Source organism: Stappia indica (assembly GCF_009789575.1).
GTDB classification, from domain to species: Bacteria; Pseudomonadota; Alphaproteobacteria; order Rhizobiales; family Stappiaceae; genus Stappia; species Stappia indica_A.
Window position 1 is genome coordinate 3,067,221 of sequence record NZ_CP046908.1, and the last position, 13,116, is coordinate 3,080,336.

Genomic DNA, 13,116 nt, shown 5'->3' on the forward strand with positions numbered 1-13,116 from the left:
GCCTCCCGCGCCGGCGGCGGTCAGTTGTTGTCCTCGCCCAGCATGTCGCGCAGCACCCGGTGCAGGATCTTGCCCGTCGCCGTGCGCGGCATCTCGTCCTGGTCCAGCACCACGATCTTGCGCGGGCGCTTGTAGCCGGCGAGCTTGCCGCGCGACCATTCGATGATCTCGTCCGGAGTGACGGCAGGATCGCGCAGCACCACCGCGGCGGCGACCCGCTCGCCCCATGTGTCGTCCGGGCAGCCGACCACGGCCACGTCGCTGATCGCCGGATGGCCGGCCAGCACCGCCTCCACCTCGGACGGGTAGACGTTCTCGCCGCCGGAAATGATCATGTTCTTCTTGCGGTCGATCAGGCGGATGTAGCCCTCGGCATCGCGCAGGGCCATGTCGCCGACCGAAAGGTACGGCCCGCGCAGCGCCTCGGCGGTCTTGTCCGGCAGGTTCCAGTAGCCGTCGAAGGCATAAGGCCCGCAGGAGAACAGCTCGCCCGGCTCGCCGTCCGGCACCTCGTTGCCGGTCTCGTCGAGCAGGCGGATCGGCGCGGAGCCGACCACCTCGCGGCCGACGGTGCCCAGATGGTCGAACTGCTCATCCGGGTGCAGCATGGTCACCCAGCCGGCTTCGGTCGAGCCGTAGAGCTCGAACAGCCCGGAATTGGGGAACATCTCCATCACCTGGCGCTTGGTCTCGGCGCGCGCCGGGGCGGAGGAGATCATCAGCTTCTCCACCCGCTCGAAGCCGGCCGTGCCGCGCTGGGCCGCCGGCACCTCCAGCATCAGCGAGAAGTGCGTCGGCACCAGCGAGGTGAAGGTGACACCGGTCTCGCCGATGGTGCGCAGGCACAGCGCCGGGTCGAAGCTCTGGCGCGAGAACACGGTCACCGCCGCGCCGATATAGAGGAAGGAGGTGAAGAAGTTCAGCGAGTTGGCATGGCACATCGGCATGACCAGCAGCGCGTCGTCGCCGCGCTTCAGGCTCAGCTCGATCTGCGTCATCAGCGCCAGCATCGCCATGCCGCGATGGCCGCGGATCGCGCCCTTCGGCTTGCCGGTGGTGCCGGACGTGTACATCAGGCACCAGGGATCGTCGATTTCGGCCGGCGCCTGCGGCTCGTCGGCGGAGGCCGCCGCGATCAGGTCCTCATAGCCGGTCCAGCCGGCCGGCGTCGTTCCGCCGCCCGCCGCGGCGATATGGATGTGCCGGCGCTCTTCCAGCGACAGCGCCTCGCGCATCTCGCCGGCGATACCGATCAAGGCCTCCTCGGCGATCAGCGCCGACACGCCGCTGTCCTGGCAGATATAGAGCGCTTCGGGCGCGGTCAGGCGGAAGTTGATCGGCACGGCGACGAGGCCGGCCTTGGCCACGGCTGCGTAGATCTCCGCCCACTCCACCCGGTTATAGGCCAGCACCGCGACCCGCGCGCCCCTGGCAAGGTCGAGGCCCAGCAGGCCGTTGGCCAGCCGGCAGGCCCGCTCGTTCCATTGGCGAAAGGTCATCGCCCGTTCCAGGTCGCGCGCGCCGATGCGTTCGGGCTGCAACCGCGCCTGGGCGCTCAGCATCTGTCCGACGGTCAGCATGGGATGCATGCCGGTGGTCCTCCCGTTAGGTCGTTTTCGTTCCGATCCCTTCCTTCCGTTCCCGAAAGCCCTTGCCCGCCGTCCTCCCGCGGCGTGCAGCAAGCAGCTCGCCCGGTTACGGTGTCTTCTTGCCCTGCAGCGCCCCGTCCGGGCCCTTGCGCAGGGCAGTCTCCAGCGCCTCGGCCGCGTCGAGGTCGTGGCGCATCATCAGCTCCTCCGCCTGCTCGGGCCGGCCTGCGGTCACGGCCTGGAGGATTTCCGCATGCTGGCGCCAGATCTCGTCCGGCAGCTGGGCATGGCGCAGCACGTCGCCCATCGCCCTTCGCAGGAAGCGCCAATGCGGCTCGGCAGCCCTGTCGAGCAGCGGATTGCCCGAGCCCTCGTATATCAGCCCGTGAAATTCTGCGTCATGGCGCACCTGGTCTCCCACAGCACCATTTCGCACCGCCGTCTCGCCGAGCTTCAGGATCTTCCCCCCGCGCTCCGCAAGCGCGTCCGCCGCTGCCGCATCGTCGCGGCAGCGCAGCGCCGCATTGCGCGCGGCCAGCCCGTCGAGCACGGCGCGGATGTCGTAGTGGTGGCGCATCAGGTCGAGATCGAGCGGGGTGACCTGCAGCCCGCGCCGGCCGATCTCGGCGACCATGCCGTCGGCCTTCAGCAGCGCCATCGCCTGCTGGATCGGCTGGCGCGACACGCCGAAGCGCTCGGCGAGCTGCTCCTGGACGAGATGCGCGCCGGCGGGCAGGGCGCCGTCGAAGATCTCGTTGGCGATCGCGTCGTAGACCTGCTGGGTCAGGCTCGGGCTGGTGCGGATCTGGCTCATCGTTGAACTCCGAATTCTGAATTCAGAATGTAGTGGCGGCGCGGCCCTGTCAAGCGGCAGGCCCCGCGAACCGGGCTGGTGCGGGCACGGGGCCCGCAGGGAAACGCGGCGCAACCGGTATCAAGCTCATGTGGCAAAAACAAAAACGCGCGCGAGCCGGGGGGCTCGCGCGCGTCGTTTTCGCTTCCGGCTCACGCCGGGGATGGTCGTTCAGGCGGCTCAGGTCTCGCTCAGGATCATTGCCTGGATGTCCTCGCGCGTGCCGAAGCCGAGTTCCACGGCGGTCTCGGTGACGCTTCTGTCCCGCGCCAGCGCGGTCTTGGCGATCTTCGCCGCATTGGCATAGCCCAGATGCGGCACCAGCATCGTCGCCAGCACCAGGCTGTTCTCCAGCGCGCCCTCGCATTGCGCCGCGTTGGCCTCGATCCCGGCGACGCAGCGCTCCGCCAGCGTGTCCATCGCCTGCATCAGGATGCGCATCGACTGCAGCACGTTGAGCAGGATGATCGGCTCCATGGCGTTGAGCTGCAGCTGGCCGGCCTCCGCCGCCATGGTCACGGTCAGATCGTTGCCGACCACCTGGAACGCCACCTGGTTGACCACTTCCGGGATCACCGGGTTGATCTTGCCGGGCATGATCGAGGAGCCAGCCTGCACCGGCGGCAGGCGGATCTCGTTGAAGCCCGAGCGCGGGCCCGACGACAGCAGCCGCAGGTCGTTGCAGATCTTCGACAGTTTCACCGCAATGCGCTTCAGCACGCTCGAGAAGGTCACATAGGCGCCGGTGTCGGAGGAGGCCTCGATCAGGTCGATGGCGAGCTTCGCCTGCATGCCGGTGATCCGCGACAGCTCCGCCACCGCCTTTTCCGGATAGCCGGCCGGGGCGTTGACCCTCGTGCCGATGGCGGTGCCGCCGAGATTGACCTCCAGCAGCAGGCGCGACAGCTGGCCGATGATCGCCACGTCCTCGTCGATGGTGGCGGCAAAGCCGGCGAACTCCTGGCCGAGCGTCATCGGCACCGCGTCCTGCAGCTGGGTGCGGCCGATCTTGCGCACCGTTGCGAAGGCCCGCGCCCGCTCGGCGAAGGCGGCGGACAGGCGCCGCTGCGCGTCCTGCAACGGGCTGCACTGGCTGACGATGGCCAGCCGCATGGCGGTCGGGTAGACGTCGTTGGTCGACTGCGAGCGGTTGACGTCGTCGTTGGGATGCAGCCTGGCATACTCGCCGGGCCGATGGCCCATGCGCAGCAGGGCGAGGTTGGCGATCACCTCGTTGGCGTTCATGTTGGTCGAGGTGCCGGCCCCGCCCTGGATCATGTCGACCCGGAAATGCGCCATGTGGTGCCCGGCGACGATCTCCTCGCACACCGCCGCGATGGCCGCATGCTTGCCTTCCGCCAGCACGCCGAGCTCCAGGTTGGCGTTGGCGGCGGCAAGCTTGACCCAGGCGAGCGCCCGCACGAATTCGGGAAAATGCGACAACGGCATCCCCGAGATGGGGAAATTGGCGATGGCACGCTGCGTGTGGATGCCCCACAGGCAATCGTGCGGCAGGTCCATCTGGCCGAGGCTGTCTTCCTCGCGCCGCATCTGCACAGTCATTCCGGTCTCCATTGCGCGGGTCTTGCGCCCGCGTCTTTTTGGGCTCAGTCGAAAAGGAAAACGGGCCGCCTTGCGGCGGCCCGTCGCTCATCTCGTTGCGGCTTACTTCCAGCGCGCGGGGTCCCAGGCCTCTCGGTCGAGATCGAGGTCGGGGAATTTCGCCGGATCGAAGATCGGGCGGGCGACGCCGGCCTTCAGCTGGGCGCGGAAGTCGTTGACCACGCGCATCGCCGTCGGGAACAGCATCAGGATGGCCACCAGGTTGACCAGCGCCAGCACGCCCATCATCGGGTCGGAGAAGAAGAACACGGCCGTCGCGGACGGCGCCGCCGCGCCCATGAAGACGAGGCCGAGGATCAGCAGCCGCAACCCGTTCAGCGCCATCTTGGAGTCGGTCATCGCCGCCAGCGCGTTCTCGCCCAGATAGACGTTGTAGATGATCGAGGAGAAGGCGAAAAGCAGGATCGCCAGCGTCAGCGCATAGCGCGACCACTCGCCGAAATGGCTCGCCAGCGACTGCTGGGTCAGCACCACGCCGTCGATGCCTTCCGCGCCCGGCGTGTAGACGTCGCCGAGCAGGATCAGGAAGGCGGTGCAGGAGCAGATGACGATGGTGTCGATGAACACCGAGAAGGCCTGGGTGACGCCCTGGCTGACCGGGTGGCGCACCAATGCGGTGGCCGCCACGTTCGGGGCCGAGCCGAGGCCGGCCTCGTTGGAGAACAGGCCGCGGCGCAGCCCTTGCGCGATCGCAGCGCCCATGCCGCCGGCAATCGCTTCCTCGTAGCCGAAGGCGCTGGAGACGATGCGGGCGATCACGGACGGGATCTCCTGGATGTTGAGCACGATGGCGACAAGGGCGAGACCCAGATAGCCGACGGCCATGATCGGCACCACCACGTCCGCCGCCTTGGCGATGCGCTTGATGCCGCCGAAGATCACGAAGCCGGTGACGACGGTCAGCAGCGCGCCGGTGATCATCCGATCGATGCCGAGCGAATCCTGCACCGCGCCGGCGACCGTGTTGCCCTGGAAGGCGTTGAAGCCGAGGCCGAAGGCGGCCAGCAGGCAGATGGCGTAGACGATGGCCAGCCAGTTGTACTCGCGGCCGAGGCCCCGGCGGATGTAGTCGGCCGGTCCGCCGCGGAAGGAGTGATCGCCGTCCTTGCGCTTGTAGACCTGGGCCAGCGTGCATTCGACCAGGCTGGTGGCCATGCCGACCAGCGCGATGCACCACATCCAGAACACCGCGCCCGGCCCGCCGAGCGTGATCGCCACGGCGACGCCGGCGATGTTGCCGCCGCCAACGCGCCCGCCGACCGACACCAGCAGCGCCTCGCGGGCGCTGATCGCATTGGGATCGTTGTTCTGGTTGCGGCCCGACAGCACGCGGAACATCCGGCCGAAGAACTCGACCTGGACGAAGCCGGACATGATGGTGATGAACACGCCGAACACGACCAGGATCGGGATCAGCGCCCAGCCCCAGGTCAGCGCGTCAATGTACCCGAACAGCGTATGCAGGAACTCCATGTGACCCTCCCATTCACGACGAGCCCCGCTCGTCTCAAAATTCCCTCAACGTCCGGATCTCCCGTCAAGGATCCGGCGGGCCCTCCCGGCCCGTGCCGCAACAATAGGCTGCAGGCGGATCTGCCCCAATTGCGCGAAATGGATCGGATTGGTGCAATCTGGTGCATTTTGCGCGACATCTTGCGCCTGATGGCCTGAATGCGCGCGCTCCCTCAGTCCGACAGCTCCAGCCACAGCCGCGCCAGCGCCGCCTCCGCCGTTTCCGGGCCGCCGTTCTCCACCCCTGCGCGCCACAGCGCAGCGCCTGCGGCATAGGAGCCGGGCGACAAGCCGCCTTCCTCGCACTGGCTGACCGCGCGGATGCGGCAGCCGCGCTGCACCGCCTGCGCCAGCGCCGTCTCCAGCTCCGGGTCGGCCATCGCCGTGCCGGCGCCGTAGACCCGCAGCACCGCGCCGTCGAGCGCGGCCAGCGCCCCGGCAATCGCGCCGGCCGGCAGGCCCGGCGACAGGGTCAGGATCGCCAGCCGCTTGCCTGCGAAGCGGCGGCGGCGATAGGGGCCGGACAGCGGCGCCTGCGGCACCGAGCGGAAGGCGTCGGCCTCCTGCGAATTGTGCTTCACCAGTCCTGCGGCGGCCATGATCTCGCCGTTGAAGGCGAGCCGCACCCCGGCCGGCCCCTCGCGCACCGCATCCAGCGCCAGCTTCAGGTTGCCTTCCGCGTCGCCCTCGGCGCCGAGCGGCTGCATCGACCCGCACAGCAGGACGGGCAGCGGCAGGCCGGCCAGCGCCTGCGCCAGCGCCGCACCGGTGAAGGCCATCGTGTCGGTGCCGTGGGTGATGATGACGCCGGCCCGCCCCGGCATGTCCGCGCAGCGGGCGGCGAACGTGTCGACCGCCTCCAGCATCGCGTTCCAGTGCTGCGGGCCGATGGCCGAACTGTCGACCAGCGGGTCGAAGACATGCAGCGTCAGCCGGGCGTCGGCCGGGGCCAGCCGGCGCGCTGCCGCCTCGACCAGGCCTTTGGCCGGCGCCAGCCCATTCGGGCCGGGCGCCATGCCGATGGTGCCGCCGGTATGGATCAGCAGGATCTCGGCCATCGTCAGCCCGCCTGCTGCAGGAGGGCCGGCGCCGGCAGCGCCCGCCGCGCCAGCGCGTCGGCGACCAGATCCGTCACGTCGACCAGCTGCTTGTCCGTCTCGATGTCGGCGATCAGCGGCAGCTCGGTGCAGGCCAGCAGCACCGTGTCGGCGTCGAGCCCGGCCACCAGCTCGGCAAGGCGCGGGCGCAGGGCCGCGTCCCGGCTGCCCAGCCGCTTCACGTCCTCGATCAGCCGGTGCAGCGCGGCCGCATCGCCCGGCAGTTCCACCTCGACCAGCTGCGGCAGGTCGCGATAGGCCGACCATGCGTCCATCGCCGTCACCGGCCCGGCGCCGAGCAGCGCCAGCTTGCGCGTGCCGCTGCGGGCGATCCAGTCGGCCAGGACGTCCTGGAACGAGACCAGCTGCGCGGCAAGGCCGAGCTTTTCGATGCGCGGCGCGTACCAGTTCAGCGTGTTGCAGGCGATGGCATAGGCCTCGACCTGCGGCGCCAGGATGTCGAGCGTCTCGCGCATCGCCGCCCACACGGCGGCATCGTTTCCGGCCAGATCCATCGACAGGCCGAGCCGCGGCTCGGACACGACGACGACGCGCGGCGCGTCGAGATCGCCGCGAAACGCCTCGCCCATCAGCTGCTGGTTGCGCGTCAGCACCTTGGCCCACAGGTCGAGCCCGGCCTCCGGTCCCGAGCCGGCGATGATGCCGAGGCTCGCCCGCGCGCGCGCCGGCGGCGCCTCGCTGCTGGCCGTTCGGCCGGTGTCGTTCTGCATCCCTCGTCTCCGCGATGGTTCGGTGCCCAACTTGTCCCGCAAGGTGATTGACCGTGCAGGCCTCCGGCAATTATGCAATTGAGTGAGAACCGGCGCTTTCGGGCGCGAAAAATGCACCAAAGCGCGCCATGCACCCTTTCGGCACCAATCTCCGCCTCTTGTGCGGTTACCGGCCCTCCATCGCCCGCGTGGCGCAGGACCTGAAGATCAATCGCAGCCAGCTCAACCGCTATCTTGCGGGAAGCTCCTTCCCGCGCAACGCCTTGATGCGGAAGATCTGCGATTATTTCGGCGTCGAGCCGCACGAGATGCTGCTGCCGGAGGAGGAGTTCGCCCGACTGGTGAAGCTGCGCGGCCTTGCCTCCGACACGCTGACCCGCACCTTCCGCCAGCATTTCGACCAGATCTTCGCCCATGGCGACCCGCGCATCTTCAACCTGGTCGGCACCTTCTTCGAATATTACTATTCCATGTCCTCGCGCGGCCAGATCGTGCGGGCGCTGGTCTCCTTCTCCATCGAGGGCGAGCACGTCTTCTACCGCCGGCTGGAGCGCATGGGCCCGTTCGACCGGACCTGCCGGCGCCACTACCGCTACCAGGGTTCGGCGCTGCTGACCGGCGACCGGGTGTTCCTCAACGACTACGAATACAGCGCCGGCATCGAGATCACCCAGACCGTGCTCTATCCCGACTACGCCCATCGCTGGACGCGGCTGCACGGGGTCAAGGTCGGCGTCTCGGCCAACCGCGACCACGTGCCCTGCGCCGTGCGCACCTATCTGGAGCGCACCCTGCCGCGCATGCCGCTGGCCGGGGCGCTGCGCCGCTGCGGCCTGTTCGATCCGGACAGCCCGGAAATGCCGGCCTATGTGCTGCCGATGATCGACAATGCCCGCTCCGGCAACCACGTCTTCGAGGCCTATGCCGACGAGCGCGGCTGAGCGCGCCCGGCTCCCGCCCCCTGATCAGGCAAGCAGCGCGTCGAGGCTCTCGCCGAGCAGGCGCACCATCTCGGCCAGCTCCGCGCGCGTCGCCGTATAGGGCGGGGCCAGCAGCACGTGGTCGCCGGCCTCCCCGTCCGCCGTGCCGGCGCCGGGATAGCACAGGAGCCCGCGCGCCTGCGCCTCGCGCTTGATCCTTGCCGCAAGCTGCCGCTCCGGCGCGAACGGCGCCTTGCTCTCGCGGTCGGCGACCAGCTCCAGCGCGAAGAAGAAGCCGCGCCCGCGAATGTCGCCGACATGCGGATGCTGGCCGAAGCGCTCCTCCAGCAGCGCCCGCACCAGCCGCTCCTCGGCATGGACCTTCTCCACCAGCTTCTCGCGGCGGACGATCTTCTGCGTCGCCAGCGCCCCGGCACAGGCGACCGGATGGCCGACGAACGTGTGCCCGTGCTGGAACGCGCCCGAGCCGCCTTCGAAGGCGGCATGGACATGCCCGCCGACCAGCACCGCGCCGAGCGGCAGGAACCCCGCCCCCAGCCCCTTGGCGACCGTCATCAGGTCCGGCGCGATGCCTTCGGCAAGACAGGCATGTGCGTGGCCGGTGCGGCCCATGCCGCACATCACCTCGTCGAGGATCAGCAGCACGCCGTACCGGTCGCAGATCTCGCGGATCCGGCGGAAATAGCCGGGCGCCGGCGGCACGGCGCCGAGCGTTGCCCCCGAGACGGTCTCGGCGATGAAGGCCGAGACGGTCTGCGGCCCCAGCTCCAGGATCTTCGCCTCCAGCTCGTCGGCGGCGCGCAAGCCGTAGTCCTCCTCGCTCTCGCCCTCCTGCCGGCCGCGATAGGCGTGGCAGGGCGAGATGTGATGCATGTCGATCAGGAGATCCGCATAGGCGGCACGGCGCGCCCGGTTGCCGCCGGCCGACAGGGCGCCCAGCGTGTTGCCGTGATAGCTCTGCCAGCGGCTGATAACGTGCCGGCGCGCCGGCTCGCCGCGCTCGCGGTGATACTGGTGCGCCATCTTCAGCGCGGTCTCCACCGCCTCCGAGCCGCTCAGCACGAAATAGACCTTCTCCAGCCCGCCAGGCGCGCCGTCGACCAGCAACTCGGCCAGCTCTTCCGCCGGCTCGCTGGTGAAGAAGCCGGTATGCGCATAGGCGAGCCGCCCGGCCTGCGCCGCGATGGCATCCGCCACTTCCTGCTGACTGTGGCCGAGGCAGGAGACGGCGGCGCCGCCGCAGGCATCGAGATAACGCCGCCCGTCGCTGCAAAGGATGTAGCTGCCCTCGCCGGCGACGGCGAGCGGCGGAGTGGCGCGGGCGGAGCGGTGGAAGACGTGGCTCATCGCGGGACCTTTCGGAAAAAGCAAAGCCGGGCAGGCGGGGAGGGAGGGGGGGGTGAGAAAGAGGAGAGAGAGGAGAGAGCGTGGACAGGTGCGTCGGTCGATTGACAGCGATCCGGGTTCGCTTCTAGGATCATCCGCATAGTGAACACAAATTCGCTGAACGGACAAGTCACGGAAAGGGCGGCCCCCGCGCCCCCTCCCGCCTCGTCCCCGGTGGAGCAGAAAGAGAGCGTGATGCGGCGTCTGGCGATTGCGCGGCTGTGGCACGAGGCCAATGCCTTTTCCCCCGTTCCCACGGGCCTTGAGAGCTTTCGCCGGCGCGAATGGCAGGCGGGACCTCAAGCGCACGAGGCCTATCGCGGCACGGCGACGGAGATGGGCGGGACGGTCGCCTTTCTCGACGCCCGACCCGACTGGCAGGGGGTGTTCCTGCGCTGCACCTCGGCCCCGCCCGGCGGCCTTGTCGAGCAGGCGGCGCTCGATGCCATCCACGACGAGATCGTCGAGGGCCTTGCCCGCGAGGCGAAGGAAGCCCCGTTCGATGCGGTCTATGTCTCCCTGCACGGCGCCATTGCCGGCACGCGGGACCTCGGCCCCGACCGCACGCTGCTTGCCCGCATCCGCGCGGTGCTCGGGCCGCATGTGCCGCTCGCCGTCACGTTCGACATGCACGCCTGCCTCGATCCGCGCATTGCCGAGAGCGCCGACATCCTTGTCGGCTACAAGACCTATCCCCATGTCGACATGGCCGAGACGGCGGAGAAAGCGCTCGGCCTCGTCGAGCGCATGGCGGAGGGGGAGCGTTTCCGCTCGCTGATCCTGCCGGTGCCGATGCTTCCCCCCAGCCATTCCATGCGCACCGACGGCCGGCCGATGGGCGACCTTGTCCGCCTGGCGGGCGAGCGCGAGGCGGAGGCCGGCCTTGCCGACATCACCGTCTTCGGCGGCTTCGCCTATGCCGACACGCCCTGGACCTCAGCCTCCGTCACCGTCTGCCACCGTGACGATGGCAAGGGCGAGGGGGAGGGCGCCCGCGCCCGTGCGGTGGCGGAAGGAATGGCGGACGATCTGCTTCGCAGCCATGGCGCGTTCCTGCCCGATCTGCCGGGAGCGGCCGAAGGCCTGGCGCGCGCCGTCCGCCTGCTGGAGGGCGGCACCCGCTGGCCGGTCGCGGTGCTGGAAAACTCCGACAATCCGCTGTCGGGCGGCGCCGGCGACACGCCGGGCCTCTTCCGCGCCCTTGTCGAGGCGGCCCCGCCCTGGCCGGCCCTGTTCGCCAGCTTCTGCGATCCCGATCTCGTTGCCCGCGCCCATGAGCTGGGCGCCGGTGCCCGGCTGGAGAGCCATCTTGGGGGTCGTCTCGGCACGGCATTCGGCCCGCCGGTGCCGTTCTCGGGCGAGATCGTCCGCCTCACCGACGGGCGTTTCGTCAACACCGGGCCGATGGAGCGCGGCCGGCAGGAGGCGGTCGGCCGCACCGTGCTGCTGCGTGCCGGCGCCCTCTCGGTGGTGATCGCCGAGACCGCGCAGAGCGTCAACGATCCGGCCTGGGCCGCCCTGCACGGCATCGACCTTGGAGAGATCGCCCTGTTCTGCACCAAGGCCAAGAACCATTTCCGCGCCGCCTTCGGCACGTTTTGCGGCGCCATCATCGATGTCGATACGCCCGGCCCGGCCCCGGCCGATCTGACCAGCCTGCCCTATCGCCACGTGCCTGCGAGCTTCCTCCGCCCCGCGCAATAACTCCGCCCCGACGCCCCTCCTGAGTGCTGGACCCTGTCATGAGTGCTTCGTCTTCCTTCGACGCCGTCATCGTCGGCGGCGGCCACAACGGCCTCACCTGCGCCGGGTATCTTGCCCGCGCCGGCCTGCGGGTCGCGGTGGTCGAGCGCCGCTCCATTGTCGGCGGCGCCTGCGTCACCGAGGAGTTCCATCCCGGTTTCCGCAATTCCTCCTGTTCCTATCTGGTCGGCCTGCTGGCGCCGGAGGTGATCGCCGACCTGGAGCTGCACCGGCACGGGCTGGAGATCCTGGAGCGCGAGGGCGGCACCTTGAGCGTGCTGCCCGACGGGCGCTCCATCGAGCTGCTCGGCGACAAGTCGGCGGTGATGGCGCAGCTTGCCGCCGAAAGCCCGTCCGACGCCAAGGCCTATGCGGAACTGTCCGCCTTGCTCGACGTCTCGGCGACGGTGATGCGGGCAATCGCCCGCGAGCGGCCGCCCGAAATGACCGGCGGCTGGGGCGAACTGCTGCAGACCGGCCGGGTCGGCTGGCACCTGCGGCATTTGAGCCGCGACCAGCGCGCCGGCTTCGCCGACCTGATGCTGAAGAGCCTTGCCGATTTCCTGAACGAGCGCTTCGACAACGAGGCGTTCAAGGGCATCTACGGCTTCAAGGGGCTGGTCGGCAACATGGTCAGCCCCTCCGCGCTCGGCTCGGCCTATGTGCTGCTTCACCACGTCTTCGGCGAGGTCAACGGCAAGCGCGGCAAATGGGGCCAGCCGCGCGGCGGCATGGGCGGCATCACGCAGGCGATGCAGGTGTCGCTGGAAGCGCGCGGCGGCGTCGTCCATCTGGGGCGCGGCGTGCGCGAGGTGATCGTCGAGAAGGGCCGCGCCGCCGGCGTCGCGCTGGACGATGGCACCGTGCTGCGCGCGCCCATCATTGCCTCCAGCGTCAATCCGCGGCTGCTGTTCCTGAAGATGCTGGACAGCAGCCTCCTCGACAGCGCCTTCCTGCGCCGGCTGCGCAACTGGCGCTGCCGCTCGGGCACCTTCCGCATGAACGTGGCGCTGTCCGAACTGCCGGACTTCATCGCCCGCCCGGGGCGCGAGATGCAGCGCCATCACGCCGGCACCATCGCCATCGCACCTTCGCTCGGCTATCTGGAGACCGCCTATGACGAGGCCCGCCATCGCGGCTGGTCGCGCAAGCCGGTCGTTTCCATGTGCATCCCGACCGCCGTCGAACCGGAGCTGGCGCCGAAGGGGCAGCACATTGCCGGCCTGTTCTGCCAGCATTTCAGCCCGGACTTGCCCGACGGCGCCTCCTGGGACGATCACCGCGACGAGGTGGCGAAGCTGGTGATCGATACGATCGGCGACTATGCGCCGAACTTTCCCGCCTCGGTGCTTGGCTACAGCGCGCTGACGCCGCTCGACCTGGAGACCGAATACGGCCTTGTCGGCGGCGACATCTTCCACGGCGAGATGCATCTCGACCAGCTGTTCAGCCTGCGCCCGGCCGCCGGCCATGCCGCCTATGGCAGCCCGATCAAGGGCCTGTTCCAGTGCGGCTCCGGCACCCATCCCGGCGGCGGCGTCACCGGCCTGCCCGGGCGCAACGCGGCGCGGGAGATCCTCAAGCGTCGCCGGGAGTTCGTCTAGCGAACACCCGTGCGTCATGGTAACGAGGATCGGACGG

Annotated in this window: 10 protein-coding genes; 3 read left to right on the forward strand and 7 right to left on the reverse strand. The window is 69.4% G+C overall.

The window, feature by feature from the left end; translation table 11 throughout:
* Nucleotides 1–20 precede the first annotated feature (20 nt).
* From GH266_RS14405 to GH266_RS14430, 6 genes are all read right to left on the reverse strand, one after another.
* A complete protein-coding gene (locus tag GH266_RS14405; protein ID WP_158194444.1) occupies nt 21–1,589 on the reverse strand; it encodes a class I adenylate-forming enzyme family protein in 1,569 nt (522 codons plus the stop codon).
* 106 nt (nt 1,590–1,695) lie between these two features.
* On the reverse strand, nt 1,696–2,403 hold the full coding sequence (locus GH266_RS14410; RefSeq protein WP_158194445.1) for a GntR family transcriptional regulator: 708 nt from the start codon (nt 2,401–2,403) through the stop codon (nt 1,696–1,698).
* Between the two features lie 219 nt (nt 2,404–2,622).
* A complete protein-coding gene (locus GH266_RS14415) occupies nt 2,623–4,005 on the reverse strand; it encodes an aspartate ammonia-lyase (RefSeq protein ID WP_158194446.1) in 1,383 nt (460 codons plus the stop codon).
* A 102-nt stretch (nt 4,006–4,107) separates the two neighbouring features.
* Complete coding sequence (locus GH266_RS14420) at nt 4,108–5,538, reverse strand: alanine/glycine:cation symporter family protein (protein ID WP_158194447.1); 1,431 nt, start codon at nt 5,536–5,538, stop codon at nt 4,108–4,110.
* 212 nt (nt 5,539–5,750) lie between these two features.
* Nucleotides 5,751–6,635, reverse strand: a complete 885-nt coding sequence (locus GH266_RS14425; protein WP_158194448.1) for an asparaginase domain-containing protein — start codon at nt 6,633–6,635, stop codon at nt 5,751–5,753.
* 2 nt (nt 6,636–6,637) lie between these two features.
* Entirely contained in the window at nt 6,638–7,405 is a 768-nt protein-coding gene (locus GH266_RS14430; RefSeq protein WP_158194449.1) for an aspartate/glutamate racemase family protein, read from the reverse strand.
* Between the two features lie 128 nt (nt 7,406–7,533).
* Here GH266_RS14430 and GH266_RS14435 point away from each other — a divergent pair, with 128 nt between their 5' ends.
* Complete coding sequence (locus tag GH266_RS14435; protein WP_158194450.1) at nt 7,534–8,346, forward strand: helix-turn-helix domain-containing protein; 813 nt, start codon at nt 7,534–7,536, stop codon at nt 8,344–8,346.
* A gap of 24 nt (nt 8,347–8,370) precedes the next feature.
* On the opposite strand, the gene GH266_RS14440 is transcribed toward GH266_RS14435, so the two are convergent.
* A complete protein-coding gene (locus GH266_RS14440) occupies nt 8,371–9,693 on the reverse strand; it encodes an aspartate aminotransferase family protein (protein ID WP_158194451.1) in 1,323 nt (440 codons plus the stop codon).
* A gap of 234 nt (nt 9,694–9,927) precedes the next feature.
* On the opposite strand from GH266_RS14440, the gene GH266_RS14445 reads away from it, so the two are divergent.
* Both GH266_RS14445 and GH266_RS14450 read left to right on the forward strand, forming a co-directional pair.
* Nucleotides 9,928–11,436: a M81 family metallopeptidase gene (locus GH266_RS14445; RefSeq protein ID WP_158194452.1), complete on the forward strand. Its 1,509-nt coding sequence runs from the start codon at nt 9,928–9,930 to the stop codon at nt 11,434–11,436.
* A 38-nt stretch (nt 11,437–11,474) separates the two neighbouring features.
* Nucleotides 11,475–13,079, forward strand: a complete 1,605-nt coding sequence (locus GH266_RS14450; RefSeq protein WP_158194453.1) for a phytoene desaturase family protein — start codon at nt 11,475–11,477, stop codon at nt 13,077–13,079.
* The last annotated feature ends 37 nt before the right edge of the window (nt 13,080–13,116 follow it).

What these genes read in the sequence shown, in the direction of transcription:
- GH266_RS14425 (WP_158194448.1), bottom strand. Translation starts at nt 6,635, where the DNA reads ATGGCCGAGATCCTGCTGATCCATACCGGCGGCACCATCGGCATGGCG.
- GH266_RS14440 (WP_158194451.1), bottom strand. Translation starts at nt 9,693, where the DNA reads ATGAGCCACGTCTTCCACCGCTCCGCCCGCGCCACTCCGCCGCTCGCC.
- GH266_RS14450 (WP_158194453.1), top strand. Translation starts at nt 11,475, where the DNA reads ATGAGTGCTTCGTCTTCCTTCGACGCCGTCATCGTCGGCGGCGGCCAC.
- GH266_RS14405 (WP_158194444.1), bottom strand. Translation starts at nt 1,589, where the DNA reads ATGCATCCCATGCTGACCGTCGGACAGATGCTGAGCGCCCAGGCGCGG.
- GH266_RS14445 (WP_158194452.1), top strand. Translation starts at nt 9,928, where the DNA reads ATGCGGCGTCTGGCGATTGCGCGGCTGTGGCACGAGGCCAATGCCTTT.
- GH266_RS14420 (WP_158194447.1), bottom strand. Translation starts at nt 5,538, where the DNA reads ATGGAGTTCCTGCATACGCTGTTCGGGTACATTGACGCGCTGACCTGG.
- GH266_RS14435 (WP_158194450.1), top strand. Translation starts at nt 7,534, where the DNA reads ATGCACCCTTTCGGCACCAATCTCCGCCTCTTGTGCGGTTACCGGCCC.
- GH266_RS14410 (WP_158194445.1), bottom strand. Translation starts at nt 2,403, where the DNA reads ATGAGCCAGATCCGCACCAGCCCGAGCCTGACCCAGCAGGTCTACGAC.
- GH266_RS14415 (WP_158194446.1), bottom strand. Translation starts at nt 4,005, where the DNA reads ATGACTGTGCAGATGCGGCGCGAGGAAGACAGCCTCGGCCAGATGGAC.
- GH266_RS14430 (WP_158194449.1), bottom strand. Translation starts at nt 7,405, where the DNA reads ATGCAGAACGACACCGGCCGAACGGCCAGCAGCGAGGCGCCGCCGGCG.